General features: G+C 60.7%; 16 protein-coding genes. 6 read left to right on the forward strand and 10 right to left on the reverse strand.

The genetic code is table 11. The features are described 5' to 3' along the window. The first annotated feature begins 60 nt into the window (after positions 1-60). Positions 61-507, forward strand: coding sequence for an SRPBCC family protein (locus AC1DYF_RS32710; RefSeq protein ID WP_477882044.1), 447 nt, complete (start codon positions 61-63; stop codon positions 505-507). 67 nt (positions 508-574) lie between these two features. Continuing rightward, complete coding sequence (locus AC1DYF_RS32715; RefSeq protein ID WP_477882045.1) at positions 575-1,633, forward strand: adenylate/guanylate cyclase domain-containing protein; 1,059 nt, start codon at positions 575-577, stop codon at positions 1,631-1,633. Positions 1,634-1,646: 13 nt separating this feature from the next. Here the strand turns inward: AC1DYF_RS32715 and AC1DYF_RS32720 are convergent, their stop codons facing one another. The 6 genes from AC1DYF_RS32720 to AC1DYF_RS32745 are packed head-to-tail and all read right to left on the reverse strand — an operon-like array spanning position 1,647 to position 7,828. Continuing rightward, the gene (locus AC1DYF_RS32720) at positions 1,647-3,242 is read right to left on the reverse strand and encodes a GMC family oxidoreductase (protein WP_477882046.1); all 1,596 of its coding nucleotides are present in this window, start codon (positions 3,240-3,242) and stop codon (positions 1,647-1,649) included. A 4-nt stretch (positions 3,243-3,246) separates the two neighbouring features. Next, complete coding sequence (locus tag AC1DYF_RS32725) at positions 3,247-4,206, reverse strand: branched-chain amino acid ABC transporter permease (RefSeq protein ID WP_477882088.1); 960 nt, start codon at positions 4,204-4,206, stop codon at positions 3,247-3,249. A gap of 31 nt (positions 4,207-4,237) precedes the next feature. Then, the gene (locus tag AC1DYF_RS32730; RefSeq protein WP_477882048.1) at positions 4,238-5,125 is read right to left on the reverse strand and encodes a branched-chain amino acid ABC transporter permease; all 888 of its coding nucleotides are present in this window, start codon (positions 5,123-5,125) and stop codon (positions 4,238-4,240) included. Beyond that, positions 5,122-5,823, reverse strand: coding sequence for an ABC transporter ATP-binding protein (locus AC1DYF_RS32735; protein WP_477882049.1), 702 nt, complete (start codon positions 5,821-5,823; stop codon positions 5,122-5,124). Before AC1DYF_RS32735 ends, AC1DYF_RS32730 begins: the two co-directional genes overlap by 4 nt. A gap of 1 nt (position 5,824) precedes the next feature. Further along, positions 5,825-6,607: an ABC transporter ATP-binding protein gene (locus AC1DYF_RS32740; protein WP_477882051.1), complete on the reverse strand. Its 783-nt coding sequence runs from the start codon at positions 6,605-6,607 to the stop codon at positions 5,825-5,827. A gap of 15 nt (positions 6,608-6,622) precedes the next feature. Further along, positions 6,623-7,828 carry an ABC transporter substrate-binding protein gene (locus AC1DYF_RS32745; RefSeq protein ID WP_477882053.1) on the reverse strand — a complete coding sequence of 402 codons (1,206 nt, stop codon included), beginning with the start codon at positions 7,826-7,828 and terminating at the stop codon, positions 6,623-6,625. A 313-nt stretch (positions 7,829-8,141) separates the two neighbouring features. Here AC1DYF_RS32745 and AC1DYF_RS32750 point away from each other — a divergent pair, with 313 nt between their 5' ends. Continuing rightward, on the forward strand, positions 8,142-9,563 hold the full coding sequence (locus AC1DYF_RS32750; RefSeq protein ID WP_477882055.1) for an RtcB family protein: 1,422 nt from the start codon (positions 8,142-8,144) through the stop codon (positions 9,561-9,563). 32 nt (positions 9,564-9,595) lie between these two features. On the opposite strand, the gene AC1DYF_RS32755 is transcribed toward AC1DYF_RS32750, so the two are convergent. Together AC1DYF_RS32755 and AC1DYF_RS32760 are read right to left on the reverse strand one after the other, a co-directional pair. Further along, a complete protein-coding gene (locus AC1DYF_RS32755; RefSeq protein WP_477882057.1) occupies positions 9,596-9,946 on the reverse strand; it encodes a DUF779 domain-containing protein in 351 nt (116 codons plus the stop codon). A gap of 191 nt (positions 9,947-10,137) precedes the next feature. Further along, a complete protein-coding gene (locus tag AC1DYF_RS32760) occupies positions 10,138-11,469 on the reverse strand; it encodes an aldehyde dehydrogenase family protein (RefSeq protein WP_477882059.1) in 1,332 nt (443 codons plus the stop codon). Between the two features lie 548 nt (positions 11,470-12,017). Between AC1DYF_RS32760 and AC1DYF_RS32765 the strand changes: the two genes are divergently transcribed. The 3 genes from AC1DYF_RS32765 (at position 12,018) to AC1DYF_RS32775 (ending at position 17,458) form a co-directional block, all read left to right on the forward strand. Then, positions 12,018-13,061, forward strand: coding sequence for a polyamine ABC transporter substrate-binding protein (locus AC1DYF_RS32765; RefSeq protein WP_477882061.1), 1,044 nt, complete (start codon positions 12,018-12,020; stop codon positions 13,059-13,061). Continuing rightward, on the forward strand, positions 13,048-15,414 hold the full coding sequence (locus tag AC1DYF_RS32770; protein ID WP_477882063.1) for a putative bifunctional diguanylate cyclase/phosphodiesterase: 2,367 nt from the start codon (positions 13,048-13,050) through the stop codon (positions 15,412-15,414). The genes AC1DYF_RS32765 and AC1DYF_RS32770 overlap by 14 nt, the downstream gene beginning before the upstream one ends. A gap of 622 nt (positions 15,415-16,036) precedes the next feature. After that, a complete protein-coding gene (locus AC1DYF_RS32775) occupies positions 16,037-17,458 on the forward strand; it encodes an FAD-binding oxidoreductase (RefSeq protein WP_477882064.1) in 1,422 nt (473 codons plus the stop codon). 40 nt (positions 17,459-17,498) lie between these two features. On the opposite strand, the gene AC1DYF_RS32780 is transcribed toward AC1DYF_RS32775, so the two are convergent. Next, positions 17,499-18,182: an ABC transporter permease gene (locus AC1DYF_RS32780; protein WP_477882066.1), complete on the reverse strand. Its 684-nt coding sequence runs from the start codon at positions 18,180-18,182 to the stop codon at positions 17,499-17,501. A gap of 3 nt (positions 18,183-18,185) precedes the next feature. Then, positions 18,186-18,893, reverse strand: a complete 708-nt coding sequence (locus AC1DYF_RS32785; RefSeq protein WP_477882068.1) for an ABC transporter permease — start codon at positions 18,891-18,893, stop codon at positions 18,186-18,188. Positions 18,894-18,965 lie beyond the last annotated feature (72 nt).

The raw sequence follows: 18,965 nt of genomic DNA on the forward strand, positions 1-18,965 counted from the left end.
CGAGACATGCTCCGTTCCAGGCTTGCTAAGGGCAAGCCGTGGCAACGACGGGAGAAACCGATGCCAGAAGACCTTGTCGTTCGCCGCGAAGCGCATATTTCCGCACCGCCCGCTGCAGTGTTCGCGCTCCTCACCGACCCTGAAAAAATCCTGAGCTGGATGGGAACCGCGGCCGAACTCGACCCTCGGCCTGGAGGATTGTATCTGCTCAACGTGACCGGCAAAAAATTCGCCCGTGGCTCTTTCCGGGAAGTGGTGCCGGTACATCGCCTTGCCTACAGCTTCGGCTGGGATGGCGACGAGGAGGTGCCGCCGGGTTCGGGCTTGGTCGAAATCGACCTGACCGAATTGCCCGATGGCACGCTGCTCCGCTTGACGCACAGCGGGCTGCCCAATGCCGAACAATGCGCCAACCATGCAAAAGGCTGGGCGCACTATCTCGGCCGCCTGACCGAGACTGCTGCAGGCCGCGATCCGGGGCCTGATGTCGTCCCCGGCAGGCATTAGAGCATGTCTAATGGTTTTTCGAGCGTGACGCGGTGACAGCCGCTGATCGGCATGGCATGGTCGCGGCATGGATCTGCCCGCGCCTCTTGCCTGGCTGGTGGACGAGGCCGGCGCCTCATCCAGCCCCGAACAATTTTTGGCTCAACTCGGCGGCTTGCTGCTGGCCGATGGCTTGCCATTGGCCGGCGGGGCACTCAGCCTCGCCGTACCGCATCCGATCATCGCCCGCCGCACCTGGCTTTGGCGGGCGAACACCGGCGCGGTGATCGAGGCGCTGGGCTTTGCCGGCAATCCGCTCAGCCAGGCCGGGCGCGACTGGCTGGCAGGGATCGGTGCGGTGCAGACTGACACGACGCCGCGGACTTCGGATGGCGCCATGCTGGAATGGGCCTGGGCCGGCCCGGTCGGCGCCGCCGAGATCGATCGGCTGCGTCAGGCGACCCGTTTCGCTGCCACCCCTTTGGCGGCTTTGACCGCACGTGCCGCTCTGACCGCACTGCTCGAAGCCTATCTCGGCCGGCGCAGCGCCGCCCGTGTGCAGGCCGGAGCGCTGAGCCGCGGCAGCGGCGAGACCATCCGCGCCGCACTGCTATGTGCCGATCTGCGTGATTTCACCGCGCTGTCCGAGGTGACCCAACCGGACGCGATGATCGCCAATCTCGACGCCTGGTTCGACCGCGTCGCCGGCGCGGTACATGCCTTCGGCGGCGAAGTGCTGAAATTCATCGGCGATGGCGTCTTGGCGATCTTCCCGGTCACCGGCACGCTTGGCCAAGCCTGTGATGCCGCCTTGCGCGCCGTTGCCGCCGCCCGGGCCGGCATGGCTCATCTAGACACGGTACGGCGCGCCGAAGGGCTGCCACCGCTGCCATTCGGCGCCTCGCTACATTGCGGCGAGATCCTGTGGGGCAATATCGGCGCGGCCAACCGGCTGGATTTCACCGCCATCGGCCCCGCAGTCAACCTGGTCAGCCGGCTCGAAGGCCTGTGCAGGCCGCTCGGCCACAACGTGCTCGTCTCCGGCGCGGTCGCGGCGGAGACGGCGATGCCTTTGATCCCATTGGGTGAGCACAAGCTGCGCGGCATAGCCGAACCCTGCGCGGTCTACACCTTGCCGGAGAATTGAACCGGTCGCGATGTCACCGATTGTCGGCCAGGATCATCGCCGCCGCCTTTTCCGCAATCATGATGGTCGGCGAGTTGGTATTGCCGGATGTGATGGTCGGCATCACTGAGGCGTCGGCGATTCTGAGCCGGGCAAGCGCCCGCAATCTCAGGCGCGGATCGACGACGCTCTCACCATCGGCGCCCATGCGGCAGGTGCCGACCGGATGAAAGATCGTGGTGCCCACGTCACCCGCAGCGCGTGCCAGCTCTTCGTCCGTCTCGAAGGCCGGCCCGGGCTTGAACTCCATCGGGTTGTAGCGTGCGAAGGCCGGCTGGGCGGCGATCCTGCGCGTCAGCCGGATCGAACGGATGGCAACCTGGCGATCCGCTTCGGCCGAAAGATAATGCGGCCGGATCGCCGGCTGGATGGTGAAGTCGGCGCTCTTCACATGTACCGAGCCGCGGCTTTCGGGGCGGAGATTACAAACGCTTGCCGTGATGGCCGGAAAGCTGTGCACCGGCTCGCCAAAACGCTCCAGCGACACCGGCTGAACATGATATTCCAGATCGGGCGTCTCCTTCTCCGGTCCGGAGCGGGTGAAGATGCCGAGCTGGCTCGGGGCCATCGCCATCGGCCCGGAGCGGCGCAGTGCATATTCGAGCGCGATCATTGCCTTGCCCGTCAGCCGGCTGGCTTTCTCGTTGAGTGTCGGAATGCCCGTCACCTTGTAGGCCAGGCGCAGCTGAAGATGGTCCTGCAGGTTCTCGCCGACGGCTCTTACTTCTGCCGTCACACCTATCCCCGCCTGCTGCAGCACCTCACCGCGACCGATGCCGGAGAGTTCGAGGATGTGCGGCGAGCCGATCGCACCGGCGCAAAGCACGGTCTCTTTCCTCGCGCTGAACCGCTTCACCGCACCGTCGTGGAGAACCTCGACCCCCGTCACGGCACCATCTTCGATCAGGAGCCGCCTTGCCTGCGCCTTGGTCTGCACGGTCAAATTGTTGCGCTTCATGGCGGGCCGGAGAAAGGCCTTGGCCGTGTTCCAGCGAATGCCCGAGCGCTGGTTGACATCGAAATAGCTGGAGCCTTCATTGTCGCCGCGGTTGAAGTCGTCGGTTTTCGGTATGCCGGCCTCGTAGGCGGCCTGCTGGAAGGCGTCGAGAACAGCCCAGCGGACACGGGCTTTTTCGACGCGCCACTCTCCGCCGGAGCCGTGCATCGCGTCGGCGCCGCGATAAAAATCCTCCGAGGCGCGGAAATGGGGCAACACATCGTCCCAGCCCCAGCCTTCGCAGCCGAGCTGCCGCCAATGGTCGTAATCGCGCGACTGGCCGCGCATATAGATCATGCCGTTGATGGAAGAACAGCCGCCCAGAACCTTGCCGCGTGGGTAGCCGATGGCGCGACCGTTCAGACCCGCCTCGCTCTCGGTGGTGAAGCACCAGTCGGTGCGGGGATTGTTGATGCAATAGAGATAGCCAACCGGGATATGAATCCAATGGTAATTGTCGCTGCCACCCGCCTCCAGCAGCAACACGCGGTTGCCCGAATCCTTAGACAGGCGATTGGCAAGCACGCAGCCGGCGCTGCCCGCGCCGATGACGACATAATCATAGTCTTCCATTGCATTACCGCCGGTGTTGGAAGCCGAGCCAGCGGCCGACCCTCGAAGCATAGAACTCGCCGATGATACCGCGCCGGAACAAGAGCACGCAAACCATGAACACTACCCCGGTGATGATCGTCACCGGAAATTCCGATGTCGCCAGATAGTTTTCCAACGATCCGACAAGGCCGGCGCCGACAATCGGGCCGATCATCGTGCCGATGCCGCCGAGCAGCGTCATCAGGATCACTTCGCCGGACATCTGCCAGGCGACATCCGTCAACGTCGCGAACTGGAAGACCAGTGCCTTGACGGCGCCGGCAAGCCCCGCCACCGCCGCCGACATGACGAAGGCGCCGAGCTTGTAGCGCGCCACCGAATAACCGAGCGAAGTGGCGCGCGCCTCGTTGTCGCGGATCGATTTGAGGATCATGCCGAAGGGTGAGTTGATGAAACGCCAGATCACGCCGATCCCGATCAGGAAGACAGCCAGTACGAAGAAATACATGGTGAGCGGCGCATTGAGATCGATGAAGCCAAACAGATGCCCGCGCGGCACGGACTGGATGCCGTCCTCGCCCTCGGTCAGCGGCGACTGGACGCAGAAGAAATAGAACATCTGCGACAGCGCCAGCGTGATCATGGCAAAATAGATGCCCTGGCGGCGGATGGCGAGAAAGCCCATCACCAGGCCGAGAAAGGCGGCACCGGCGGTACCGAGCAGGATCGCCAGTTCCGGCGGCAATCCCCACGACTTGACGGTATAGGCGGTGATATAGGCCGCACCGCCGAAGAAGGTCGCATGTCCGAACGACAGGAGCCCGGTATAACCGAGCAACAGGTTGAAGGCGGCGGCAAACAGCGCGAAGCAGAGCAGCTTCATCAGGAAGACGGGATAGAAATAATAGGGCGCGATCAGCAGCAGGAGGAGCAGGATGATGATCAGCGCAGGCTGCACGTAGCTGGTCCTGCGCTTGTCCATGCCTGCGGCCGCAATGGAGTTTTCCGTCATCCTACACATCCCGCCCGAAAAGGCCCGCGGGCCGGACAAGAAGCACCACGACCATGATGACGAAGATCACGATATTGGATGCCTCCGGATAGAAGACTTTGGTCAAGCCCTCGGCAATACCGAGCACATAGCCGGTAACGATCGCGCCCAGCATCGAGCCCATGCCACCGACCACGACCACGGCGAAGACGACGATGATGATATTCGATCCCATCAGCGGCGACACCTGATAGATCGGTGCCGCCAGCACGCCGGCAAAGGCCGCGATGGCCGCACCCAGCCCATAGGTCGCCGTCAGCAGCACCGGCACATTGACGCCAAAAACCTGCACCAGCAGCGAATTCTCCGTCGCGGCCCGCAAGTAGGAACCGAGCTTGGTCTTCTCGATCAGGAGCCAGGTGCCGATGCAGACGACGAGCGACATCGCCACCACCCAGGCGCGGTAATTGGGCAAGAACATGAAGCCGAGATTGGTGCCGCCCATGAGCGCAGCGGGCGCCGCATAAGGCTGGCCGGAAGAGCCATAAATGTAACGGAACGTGCCTTCGACCGCCAGTGCCAGGCCGAAGGTGAAGAGCAGACCGTAGAGCGGATCGAGATCATAGAGCCGGCGCAGGAAAAGGCGTTCGACTGCCGCGCCGAGCACGCCGACGATCAGCGGCGCCAGGATCAGCGACAGCCAGTAGCCGATGCCGAGATAAGCGAGCAGCAGATAGGCAACGAAGGCGCCGAGCATATACTGGACGCCATGAGCGAAATTGATCACCCGCAGCAGGCCGAAGATGATCGCCAGCCCCAGGCTGAGCAGCGCATAGAACGAGCCGTTGATCAGCCCGATCAGCAACTGGCCGAGGAACGCTTGGATGGGAATGCCGAAAATCATCGTCATACGCCCAGCACCTTGTGCAATGTGTCCATGCGCGCCGGCAGATCGGCGACCGGAAACTCCGCCACCGTCCGCCCATGGTCCATCAGGTAGAACCGGTCGGCAATGCGGCTGGCAAAGCGGAAATTCTGCTCGACCAGCAACACGGCCATGCCGCGCTCCTTCAGCATCTTCAAAACCTCACCGATGCGCTGGATGATGACGGGCGCAAGGCCCTCCGTCGGTTCGTCCAGAATGAGCAGCCGCACGCCGGTGCGCAGGATGCGGGCAATCGCCAGCATCTGCTGTTCGCCACCCGAAAGCCGCGTGCCCGGACTGTTGCGCCGGTCATGCAGATTGGGGAAGAGCTCGAATATCTCGTCGACCGTCATGCCGCCCTTGGCGACCACGGGCGGCAGCATCAGGTTCTCTGCGACCGAAAGCGTGGCGAAGATGCCGCGCTCCTCCGGCACGAAACCAATGCCGTGACGGGCGGTGCGATGCACGGCGACCCGCATCATGTCGGCGCCACCAAAAGCGATGCGACCCTTGCGTTTGCGCACCATGCCGACAATCGAGCGCAGCGTCGTGGTCTTGCCGACACCGTTGCGGCCAAGGATCGTAACCGTCTCCCCCTCGCCGACGCTCATGTCGACGCCGTGCAGGATATGGCTCTCGCCATACCAGGAATTCAGCCCTTGGACATCGAGAAGTGCCGCCATATCAAGCCTCCTCCGAGCCCATATAAGCTTCGCGCACCCGCGGATCCCTGCTGACGCTCTCATAAGCGCCTTCGGCAAGGATCTCGCCGCGTTGCAGCACGGTGACGTGATGGCAGATATCGGCGACCACGGACAAATTGTGCTCGACCATCAGCACGGCCCGGCTACGCGCTACATCGCGGATCAGATCGGCGATCCGACCGACATCCTCCTGGCCCATTCCGGCCATCGGCTCGTCGAGCAGCAGCACTTTCGGATCAAGCGCCAGCGTCGTGGCGATTTCGAGCACGCGCTTGCGGCCGTAGGACAGATCGGCGGCGATCACGTCGCGTTCCACGGTCAACCCGACCGCCGCGAGAAGTTCCTCGGCGCGATCATCCAGCAAGCGCAGCGCCGAAAGCGGCCGCCAGAACTGGTGTGCCAGGCCATTGGGCCGCTGCAACGCCACGCGCACATTGTCGAGCACGCTCAAATGCGGGAAGACAGCCGATATCTGGAACGAACGCACCAGCCCCATCCGCGCCACCTTGTCCGGCGCGAGCCCGGTAATGTCGGCGCCGAGCAGCGTGATCCGGCCCCTCGTCGGCTGCAGGAACTTGGTCAGCAGATTGAAAACCGTCGTCTTGCCCGCGCCGTTCGGTCCGATCAGCGCATGCACGCGGGCATCATATATGTCGAGGTTGACGTCCTTGACGGCGGTAAAGCCGCGGAAGTCGCGACGCAGCTCCCGGGCGGACAAGACCACCCGGGACGCGTCATTCACTGCATCAGCCGCGCTAACCATTTGCCGGCTAAGTTTCTACTTGACCAAGGGGCAGCCGCTCTTGGCGGGATCGATATAGGCCTCCTTGCCGGGTATGGTGGCGAGCACGTTGTAATAATCCCAAGGCTGCTTGCTTTCGGACGGTTTCTTGACCTGCAGCAGATACATGTCATGGATCATCCGGCCGTTGGGGCCGACGGTGCCGCCGCGGCCGAACACGTCATCGACAGGCATTTCATGCAGCACCTTGGCGACGGCTTCGGTGTCGTCGGTGCCGGCCTTCTGCACCGCTTTCAGATATTGCAGCACCGCCGAATAGGTGCCGGCATGGATCATGTTCGGCATCTTGCCGGTGCGGTCGAAGAAGCGCTTGCCGAACTTGCGGCTTTCGTCGTCACGATCCCAATAATAACCTTCGGTCAGCGTCAGGCCCTGCGCGGCCTCCAGCCCGAGGCCATGCACTTCGGCGAGCGTGAACAGCAACGCGGCCAGATGCTGGCCACCCTGGGTAAGGCCGAATTCGGATGCCTGCTTGATGGCATTGGCCGTATCGAGGCCGGCATCGGCAAGCCCGACGACCTTGGCGCCGGAGGATTGCGCCTGCAGCAGGAAGGAGGAGAAATCGGTGGTGCTGAGCGGATGCCGCACCGAACCGAGAACCTTGCCGCCATTGGCCGTGACGAAGTCGGTGGTCTGCTTTTCCAGCGAATAGCCGAAGGCATAGTCGGCCGTCAGGAAGAACCAGGTGTCGCCACCCTGCTTGACGAGCGCGCCGCCGGTGCCGACGGCAAGCGCATGCGTGTCATAGGCCCAATGGAAGCCATAGGGGCTGCAGGCCTTGCCGGTCAGGTCTGTGCTGGCCGCACCGGTGATGATGTCGATCTTCTTCTTGTCCTTGGCGATCGCCTGCACCGCGAGCGCCACCGAGGACGTCGTCAGCTCCATGATCGCATCGACCTGCTGGGTGTCGTACCATTGGCGCGCGATGTTGGAGGCAATGTCCGCCTTGTTCTGGTGATCGGCATCGACCAGTTCGATCGGCGCACCAAGCACCTTGCCGCCAAAGTCCTCGATTGCCATCTTGGCAGCTTCGACCGAGGATTTGCCGCCGAAATCGGCATAGACGCCGGATTGATCGTTGAGAATGCCGATCTTGACTTTGCCGTCGGATATGCCGCCGGCGAGGGCTGCCGTCCCGCTTGCAAGCAACAAGGCCAGGGACGCAATAAGGGTATTTCGCATCATGTCTCTCCCAGAGATTTGCGATCGCAGAGTGGTTCACTCACGGACAGCCATGCCCCTCAACACGGCTGCCAAAACCATGATCTGGTAAAACGGTGACCGATGCAAGCGATTGTGCGGCGGATCGCAACCTTTGTTCATGATTGCACAAAGCCTCGGAGCGTCGTGGCTTGCGACAGGCTTTGTGACGGTCTGCGCATCCCGGCGAGGTCGGCGATGCAGCCTCGCCGCCCCAAGCCAGCTACTTTTGCGCGCGGTCGATTTGGTGTATGGGAACGCCGGCCGCGTGCAGAAGCCGCCCAGAGGATTGGTCATGATTACCCAGGATACGCTCCTCGAATGGGGCTTCAAACGGGCAGGATGGCTCGAAGATGCCGTGCGTGAAGCCAATGAAGCGGCAAACGCCGGCATGAGCGAGGCCGACATCCGCGAATTGCTCAGCGCGATGCAGCCATCGCCGGCCGAAATGCAGCCGATGCGGACCAATTCGCTGCCGCTCAGCGACTTTCTCGAAGACAGCGTCGAGAACGAGACCGAACGCGAAAACCACCGCGCTGTCATCGAGCATATGGATATCCTGATGCGCACTCCGGTGGTCACCGCGGCCGCGGTAATGCCCGACGCCTGTCCTTCAGACCGCGCGCCGGGCACAATCCCGATCGGCGGCGTCGTGGCGTCGCGGGCAATTCATCCGGGCATGCATTCGGCCGATATCTGCTGCTCCGTGGCGGTTTCGATCTTCAAGCGCCGCGAAGACGCCGGCAAGGTGCTGGATGCAGCCCAGAAAGTCACGCATTTCGGCGCCGGCGGACGCAAGGATGTGGATGCGCTTCATCCCAAGGAGCTGCATCAGTTGATCGGAGGCTTCGGCGCCAATCCGTTCCTGCAGGGGCTGGAAGACTACGCCAAATTCCATTTCATGACCCAGGGAGACGGCAACCATTTCCTCTATGTCGGCGAGCTCGCTTCGACCGGAGAAATGGCTGTCGTCACGCATCACGGTTCGCGCGGCTTCGGCGGCCAGCTTTACAAGCGCGGCAAGGCCGCCGCCGAACGCCACACGGCGATCCATGCGCCACGGGTCCCCGCGCACAATGCCTGGATCGAACCGGAGAGTGAGCAGGGCGAGAATTATTGGAACGCCCTACAGGTGGCGCGCGAATGGACGAAGCTCAACCACTTCGCCATTCATGACGCGCTGGCAGCAAAACTCGGCATCAAGGTCATGGGACGGTTCTGGAACGAGCACAATTTCGTCTTCCGCAAGTCCGACGGCCTGTTCTACCACGCCAAGGGCGCCACGCCGGCCTATCGCGGCTATGCCGCCGACGCCTCCGGACAGATGCTGATCCCGCTCAACATGAGCCAGCCGATCCTCATCGCCGCGCCGACGGACAGCGCCGACCCTGATGCCGGCATCGGCGGTTTCGCGCCGCACGGCGCCGGCCGCAACATGAGCCGCAGCGCTCATGCCAAACGACTGGCGGCGGAATTCGGCGACGACCGCGGCCTTGGACCGAATGCCATCAAGGCGATCGTTGAGCGTGAAACCAAGGGCATCGACGCGCGCTTCTTCACCGGCGTGCCCGATGTCAGCGAACTTCCCAGCGCCTACAAGAATGCCGACCAGGTCACGGCTGCGATCGAACGGCACAATCTTGCGCGCATCGCCGACACGATCAGGCCACTCGGTTCGATGATGGCCGGCGAGATGAACTGGAACCGCAGGCGGTAATTGCCGCCTGTGTCAAAAAAGCTTGCCGTGCCTTACGGCACCATGCACACATCAGATCGTGTTAAAAACCGCTTCTCCCGACCATTATCGAGCGAGAACATGCCGCCGCGGCCGGGTACGACGTCGATCGTCAGATCCGTCCCCTTCCACACCTCGTATTGCGGGCCGCTGATATAGAACGGCACGCCGCCGATATGGCCGAGCAGCACGTCGCGGTCGCCGACGATGAAGTCATTGGTCGGATAGCACATCGGTGACGAGCCATCACAACAGCCGCCGGACTGGTGGAAGAGAATGTCGGGATAATCCTGCTGGATTTCGCCGATGAGTTCCAAGGCAGCCGGCGTCGCCGTGACGCTGCCAGTGGTAGCCTGGACGGGCATGTCTTCCTCCTCAAACACTTATGGGCTCCCGGCAACGCCGGGAGCCCTTTTGTTTTCGCGGTCTCGGCCCGAAATGGGTCAGGCTGAGTCGAAAATGGTGGCTTCGAGAACCGGAGCGGAGCGTACTTTAACGTACGTGAGCACCGGAAGCGCAGAAGCCGCCATTTGCAGACCAGCCTCACCCATTTCGCTCAGAAGAAGCCGAGGGGCTTGGGGGAATAGCTCACCAACATATTCTTCGTCTGCTGGTAATGATCGAGCATCATCTTGTGGGTCTCGCGACCGATACCGGACTGCTTGTAGCCGCCGAAGGCTGCATGCGCCGGATAGGCATGGTAGTTGTTGATCCACACACGCCCGGCCTGGATGCCGCGGCCGAAATTGTAGCAGCGGTTGGCATCGCGGCTCCAGACGCCCGCGCCCAGGCCATAGAGCGTGTCGTTGGCGATTTCCATCGCCTCTTCCTCGGTCTTGAACGTGGTTTTTTCGAGCTGCTCGGACGAAGCCTGGGCGCCGATCATCGTCTCCATGTCGAACGGATTGCCCTGCTTGATTGCCTTGACGCGCTTGACGGCCTTTTCCATGAACTTGTCATAGATCCGCTCATCGACCAGCGCACGGCTGGGGCAGGTGCAGACTTCGCCCTGGTTCAGTGCGAACATGGCAAAGCCTTCGAGCGCCTTGTCGAGATAATCATCGTCTTCCGCCATGACATCGGCAAAGAAGATGTTGGGCGACTTGCCTCCGAGTTCCAGCGTCACCGGAATCAGGTTCTGGCTGGCATATTGCATGATGAGGCGACCTGTCGTCGTCTCGCCGGTGAAGGCAACCTTGTTGATGCGCGGATTGGAGGCCAGCGGCTTGCCGGCTTCCAGGCCGAAACCGTTGACGATATTGAGCACGCCGGGCGGCAGGATGTCGGCGATCAGTTCGGCCCATACGAGGATGGAGGCAGGCGTCTGCTCGGCAGGCTTGAGCACGACGCAATTGCCGGCGGCAAGCGCGGGCGCCAGTTTCCAGGTGGCCATCAGGATCGGAAAGTTCCAGGGAATGATCTGGCCGACCACGCCGAGCGGCTCGTGGAAATGGTAGGCGATCGTATCATGGTCGATCTCGCCGATCGTGCCTTCCTGGGCTCTGACGCAGGCGGCGAAATAGCGGAAATGGTCGATGGCGAGCGGAATGTCGGCAATCGTGGTCTCGCGCAACGGCTTGCCATTGTCCCAGGTTTCGGCCTGGGCGAGCAGTTGGAGGTTCGCTTCCATCCGGTCGGCGATCTTGTTGAGCATGTTGGCGCGCTCGGTGACCGAGGTCTTGCCCCATTTGTCCTTGGCGGCATGCGCCGCGTCGAGCGCCAGTTCGATATCCTTGTCGCTGGAGCGGGCGATTTCGCAGAGCTTGCCGCCGGTGACCGGCGTGGTGTTGTCGAAATAACGCCCTTCGACCGGCTCGCGCCACTGGCCGCCGATGAAATTGCCGTAGCGGGTCTTATAGGGGGTTTCGAGAATTTTCTGGTGCAGCATGACTTCCTCCCTTGGAAACCGGGCTCTCGCTGAACCCGTGGGCTGCATTGTCGGACGAGTCGGCGAAACGGTCTATCCGGGCGCGAGCGATGAGGCCCTTCCTGTGTCGCAGCATTGATACAGCAGACGCTAAAAAGCGGCCTGGCTGGACGCGGCGGCTGGCCAATCGCGGGGAATTGCCGATGCTCTTCGCCATCGGCACGTCTCTGGGACCGTCTTGAAGGCCAGCAAGCGGCAATGAAGCGACCTCCAGCCAATCGCCGAAGTCGACGCGGCACTCGGAGGTCGCAATCTCAATGTTTCCCCCAGATTGAAAAACCCCCAACAAAAACCTTTCCCCGCCCTGGAGTTAGAGCCGCGTTAAATTGTTGCTGGTAATCTTTTGCCACGCTGTGGCCCAGCGGCGGCACGAGTGGTCGGGCATCAGGGGGCAAAGCCGCCACTCTATTGGCGTAGGCTTGCGGTCGGATGCGCGAAATACACGGAACGCCAAACGGTTCTTGCCGGGATGATGTGGTGTTCTGTTGTGACCTGTCGGAGATGCCGTTTTGAATAAACTTCTTGCTCTTGGCATATTCGTGATCGCTGTGGTCGCGCCGGCGGCGTCATACGCCGAGACGCTCAACCTGCTTATCTGGGAAAAGTATATTTCGCCGAAGGTTTTGGAACATTGGACGGCGGAAACGGGCAGTTCCGTTCGGCAGATTTATTTCGATAGCGGTGATGATCGGGACCGCCTTCTTGCCGATCCGAAGAACGACATCGATCTCGCGATCCTCAGCGAAAATGTCACAAGCCTCTATTCGCGAAACGGCAAGTTGATGGAAGTGTCCGACAAGACCGTACCGTCGGCGAAGAATTCCGTTCCAAGATGGCGGGAGCGATGCGCGGGTTATGCCGTTCCTTATTTCTGGGGCACGCTCGGCATTGTCTACCGTACCGACAAGGTCAAGACACCGCCGACATCGTGGAACGATCTTCTCAAGCCTTCCGCCGACATGTCCGGTCACATTGCAATGGTGACAGGCTATGACGATCTCCTGACGCCGGCATTGATCCTGGCGGGAAAATCCGTCAACTCTGCGGACCCGGCAGACTTGAAAAACGCCTTCGAGCGGCTGAAGGCCCAGTCGCCCTTCGTCAAGACCTACGACTATATCATCACCTCGTCGCAAAATGCGGCCGATGGCAAGGACCTCTACATGGCGCTCGCCTATAGTGGCGATCAGTTCGTGCTTGCCAGCACCTCTTCCCTGCCGTGGAAATATGTGCTGCCGAAGGAAGGCAGCGTTCTCTGGGTGGATTGCCTGGCGGCGACGGCGGGTTCGAAGCGCCGGGAGCTCGCAATGAAGTTCCTCGACTTCATCAATCGGCCGGACATTGCTGCGGAGAATGCGACCTACCTGTCGATGCCGACCACAAACGCGGCGGCCATTCCATTGCTCTCCGCGGCGATCAAGAACGATCCGCAGATTTTCCCGCCGGAAGACGTGGTCAAGGCCAGCCAGTTTTACCAGGAATATCCGGCGTCGGCGCTGCAGTTGCGAAAACGGATCGTTAGCGCGGTTACCAATATCCATGACGCTCAGTAGGCGCGCACTCATCGTCATTCTACCGGTCATCCTGATAAGCAATGTCCTGCTTGCTCTCTCGGTGTATTGGATAGAAAGAAGAAGCATAGAACAGGCCGAGATCGCCCGTCTGTCGCGCCAGATGGAGCGGTTGGAAGTACTTTTTGACCGTGATCGCGACTTCACGCGCAACCTGGTCTTCCTCATGCAGGCCGGCGATGCGATCCGAGCGTTCGTGCAGGAAGCCGATCAAAGTTTTCGAGCCACCGCGATCGGCGTCAGCGTGCAGGATGGCATCGAATTCTTCTCGAAAAGCTCAAACCGCTTCGTCTCGTTTGCAATCCTCGAAAGCAATCAAAAGGTCGATTATTATTTCGAGAAGAGCGACGACCCCTTCGCCACCATCCGCGCCATTCAGCTTGAGATGGCAAAGCGGTTGATGCAGGGTGCCGCGCTGCAATCCGATAACCTTGTGAATGATGAAGACGGGCCGCTTTTGATTCATTCCGAACTCGTCGATCGCACCACCATGTCCAAGCCACTGGCGACGCAGAAGGATTCCGCCTTCATCGTGCAGTCGGCCGTCCGGCCTCAAGACTTCATCCGCATGAAAACCGAAATGGAGAAGGACTACGGCACCGCTGTCATCCTTGCTCCAACGATAGAGCAGAAAAATGGTGTTTTCACCGCCGTCGGCTCGCTGCTACCCAATCTCAAGATGGGGCTTCGCCTCAAGGACTCTTATCTGGCGGCACGTTTTCAACCCTTGAAAATAACCTTGGCCGCGGGCTGCCTTACTCTCAGCTTCGGGTCGATCGGACTTCTTCTCTTCCTGATCCGGCGTACGGTCACGGGACCGATCTCGACCCTGGATCGCCAGGTGACCGACGTGCTTTCCGGGCAACGGCAGAGCTTTGGCCAAACAAAGAGCGGCGGTGAAATCGATCGCCTTTCGATGAATATCAAGACGCTGCACGACAAAGCCCTGGACAATCTCGAGAAAGTCCAGGTCGCCTCCTGGACCGACGTGCTGACCGGCATCAGCAATCGCCTGCACTTTTCGCTTCTCGGCGAGCAGGTGGTCGAGACCGCACAAGGCTCCGGTCAAAAGCTGAGCCTTATGTTCATCGATCTCGACAACTTCAAATTCATCAACGATACATTCGGACATGCGGTCGGCGATCAGGTTCTGCAGCAATTCACCGCGATATCCCGGGATATTCTCGACCGGCGCCAGGCTGCCACTGTGGACAGAGCCCCATTGTTTGCACGCCTGTCGGGAGACGAGTTCGCCGTCCTGCTTTGGGAAGGCGAAGAGGATGCCGGTGCGCTGGCGACCGCAAATCAGTTCATCGACGCATTTGGCAATGGGATAAGTGTTGGCGAGGAGAGCTATCCCGTGTCGGCAAGCATTGGTGTCGCCTGCTTTCCCGCCGATGCCCAATCCTTTACGCAACTGATTTCCTGCGCCGACAAGGCCATGTATCATGCCAAAGCGGCAGGCAAGAATGGCGTGATGCGCTATTTGCGGGCATTTGCCGATTCCGATGTGCGGCTCGAACAGATCAAGGTCGAACTGCAGCAACTCGATCCGGACGTGGAATTCTCCCTCGTCTACATGCCGATCGTTTCCCGCGAAGGCTCGGTCGAAAAGTGCGAGGCGCTGATACGCTGGACGTCGCCCCGCCTGGGAGTGGTTTCGCCCGGCGAGTTCATCCCGATCGCAGAAGCAAACGCGCTGTTTTCCAAGATCGACAAATGGGTTCTGCACAAAGCCGTCGGCGACCTGCCGGCGCTGCAGAAGATTTTCGGCGAGCACCTCATCTTGAGCGTGAACATCTCGACCGCGGAACTGAGTTCCAGCGCCATCGTCAAATGCGGCCTCGAGGCGATCGAACGTCACGGCGTTTCGGCGTCCTCGGTCGAAATCGAACTGACCGAAACATTCGCGGTCAAGGCTCCCGCCAAGGCGAAGCGCGTCGTTCAGGACCTGAAGCAGGCCGGCTTTGGAATCGCGCTCGACGACTTCGGCGCGGGCTATACGTCGCTGAAGCAAATTCTCGAATTTCCGCTCGACACGGTGAAACTCGACCGCGAAATGGTCATGAAAATCCGCGAGCCGGGCGGCATGCGAACGATAGCGGCCATCGTCGATCTGTGCCATTCGCAGAACTGCCTGGTGGTCGCGGAAGGCGTCGAGGACAAGGACATACTGGCCTCGCTCTCGCTGGCACGGTGCGACTTGTTTCAGGGCTTTGGCATATGCAAGCCAACGCCCCTCGCGGAGCTTTTGGCCAGTCACACGCGCAACCAAACGCACCGCTTCGTCCGGCAGGCCGGCGACGGTATGGTCAGAACTTCGACAGATCGTTGACGGGCCAGGGAGCATCGGCCAGTTTGAAGGAAGTACCGCAATGCCGCCGGTGTGCCCCGGCGACTCCGCGGCCATGTTCATTTTTCTTGCAGAGAAATAGCCCTGACGGCGTCGGGTCAATGTGCAATGGAGCACAACACCAGTTGAGCCAACTGGTCAGCCCAAGAAGCCTCCACCGATCTGGGCTTGCTTCCGTGGATGCCAGAAGCAGTCAGCTTCGCATTCGCCGGAGATGATTGGCTCAGGCAAGGACCGGACAGGGTCCCATCCCCTTGAGGACAACACAGTTCAGCCATCCGCCGCAGCCACAAATCCGCTTGCTGCCCGTCCTATTATGTATATACATATATGTGGAGAGTTTGAGTAACCTGCGCTGACCAGACGATCGAAGCTGGGCTTTTCGAGAGGTCGTTTGAATTGAACACGTGCACTTTAGATCCCAGTGTCTCTCGCAGCGGCCGCTCTTTTGGCCAAGCCGTTCCAGTCCCACGCGATTTAACGATGACCGTCCCACTCGGCCAAGGTTCGGTAAACCCTGCCAGCCAGGAATCGATCTACGGGAGAGGCGTATTGACTTGAAACATCTCCACAAATGCCGCACCCTAATTGGAGCGATGCCCTGATGTCAGATCCCGCAGCCAACCCAAGAAGCGGCTTTTCCGAGCAATTCATCAATGAGATTGCGGCGATCGTCGGTCACGTAAACGTAAAAACGGGCGATTTGATTACGGCTATCGACTATGGCGTTACTCCCGACAATCTACGCACGTCTGCAGTCGTCCTGCCCGGGTCGACAGCCGAAGTCGCCGCCGTTGTCAAAGGGTGTGCTACTCATGGGGTTCCGCTCGTCACGCACGGCGGGCGGACAGGGCTCGTCGGTGGCGGCATTTCGGCACCTGGAGAGCTGGTCCTTTCCACCGCACGGCTGGATCGCATCGTACTGCTGTCGGCGATCGAGCGTGTCGCTGTCGTCGAGGCCGGCGTCACGCTGCAAGCCCTTCAGGCCGCAGCAGGCGCGCACCAGCTGGAACCCGGCATTGACCTGCCGTCACGCGGCTCCGCGACGATCGGCGGCATGGCTTCGACCAATGCTGGAGGCATCTCGGCCTTCCGCCATGGCGTGATGAGACACCGTGTTTTGGGGCTGGAAGCTGTGCTCCCGGACGGTTCCATTTATTCCGATCTGACACGAGTGGTGAAGAATGCCGCCGGCTATGATCTGAAACATCTTTTTATTGGCGCCGAAGGAACCCTTGGCGTCATAACGCAAATCGCCATAAGGCTTGAGCCGCAGCCAATGGCGAGCGCGACGGTGCTTTTCGGCTTGCCTTCGGTCGAGGCCGCACTCCAGACGATTCGTCTCTGCCTTGATGCCCGATACGGGCATTTGCGCGCGGCGGAAGCTATCTGGAATTCGTTCTTCCGGCTGACGTCTGAGCACTATCGATGGTCAGCGCAAGATTATGATCCGTCTCATCCTATCAACCTGCTGATTTCGCTCGGCGGCGCCGATCAGGAGGCGCTGCAAGGGGAGCTCGGGCGTATCTACGAAAACGTCATTGAACGGTATTCGGGCGTCTCGGCGGTAATCGCGATGTCGGGGACGCAGGAAGCTGACCTCTGGAGGCTTCGCGAAGACACGGATCTCATCTACCGCAAGCATCCCGCTGCGCCTTCGTACGACGTGTCGGTCCCGCTTTCCGAGGTCGACTCTTATGTCGAGCGCTGCGTCGCCGAGCTCAAGCTCATCGACTCGAGACTTGACCCCTACATTTTCGGCCATCTCGCCGATGGCAATCTGCATATCGTCCTCAATGCCGCGGGTGGCGATGTTACCACAAAGATGACTGCGGCGATCGAGGCGGTGCTTTATCGCGACATCGCCGCGACTGGCGGCTCCTTCTCTGCAGAGCATGGAATTGGCGCCAAGAGGATACATTCGCTACGCACCACGGCGAATGCGGTAAAACTGGCACTCATGCGAGAAATAAAGAACACGGTGGACCCGGGCGCAATCCTGAATCCAGGCAAGGTCATCGATTAAGTCATGACTGCCGCGGTTCTGAATGAAGCGGCCGATCCTGTCAGCGTGCATATCGCGTCAGATGACTTTCCAATAGCCGAATGAGTGAGATCAAAATCAAGTTGATCAAAAGGTAGAGGATGCCGGCGAGAGCAAAGACCTCCAGAATCGCGAAGGTCTGGCTCATCAGCCGCTTCGCATGTCCGGTAAGTTCGAGAACGGTGATTGTGGAAGCAAGGCTGGTTCCCTTCACGACCAGCACAAGTTCGTTGCCATAGGCTGGCAGAGCCTGACGGATCGCCAGAGGAAACTCGATTCGACGAAATCGCAGGAGCCGCGACATGCCTGTCGCCTCGGCCGCCTCAACCAAGCCACCTGGAATCGACATGAGACCGCCACGCAGGATTTCCGACGTATAGGCCGCAGTGTTGAGAGCCAGTGCCATGACGGCACAATGGGTTCCGTCACCGATGACCCACCACAGGACGGGATTGTCGCGAACGAAGGGTAGCTGACCCAGTCCGTAATAGAACAGAAAAAGCTGAACCAAGAGAGGCGTGCCGCGGAAAACCGTGCTGTAGCCCTTGGCAAACCCGCGAAAGAATCTGTTTCGCGATAGCCGCATCAACGCGAGCCCAAGACCGAGATTGAAACCGATGGCGACCGAGACAACGGTAAGGGCGGCCGTAAGCCACAGGCCTTTTATCAGCGTGGGAACGGCAAGCTGGATGAGATCGAGGTCCATAGTCTACTTCCTTGAACGAAGCCGAAGAAAGCGTTCGGCTTGATCGAAGCCAGCTTGACTGACGAGTGTGATCAGGAGGTAGACCACGGCGGCGATGAGATAAAAGATGAAGGGGTGGCGTGTAGATCCTGCGCCAACAAATGCGGCGCGCATAAGCTCCTGCAATCCGACGACCGACACCAGCGCCGTATCTTTGATTGTCGTCTGCCAAACATTGTTCATGCCGGGCACCGCGATCCTCAGCATCTGCGGGGCGATGATGCGGCGGAAGATGCGCCATCCCGGAATGCCGAGCGCGCGCGCAGCCTCGATATGGCCGCGGGGAATAGCTGCCAACGCGCCGCGAATAACCTCGGTCGAATAGGCCCCTGATATCGCCCCGATCGCAACGACAGCGATGACGAAGGCGTAGCCGTCGCCTACCAGCCCGTCATAGCCGAATGCCGACGCAACACGCGTGACGAACTCCACCGACGAGAAGAAGAGTAGGTAGATGATCAGGAGCTCGGGTACGCCGCGTACAACCGAAGTGTAGAAATCGACGATCAACGTCAGTGGGAAAAGCCGCCCCCACTTTATCAAGCCGCAGGCAATCCCGATCAGGAGGCCGCCGGCCATGCTGGCAAGCCCAACTGCAATGGTTATTGCCGCGCCACGCAGGATTGCGACTATCCAGCCGCCTTCCCATACCTGCAAAATACCAAACTCCATCGGACCAGCCTACATTCTCTCGCTCGTGACATCGGGATGGCCGTCCGGCATGCGCTTTCAGGACAGGCCGAC

It is taken from the genome of Rhizobium sp. P2_G9 (assembly GCF_056403475.1).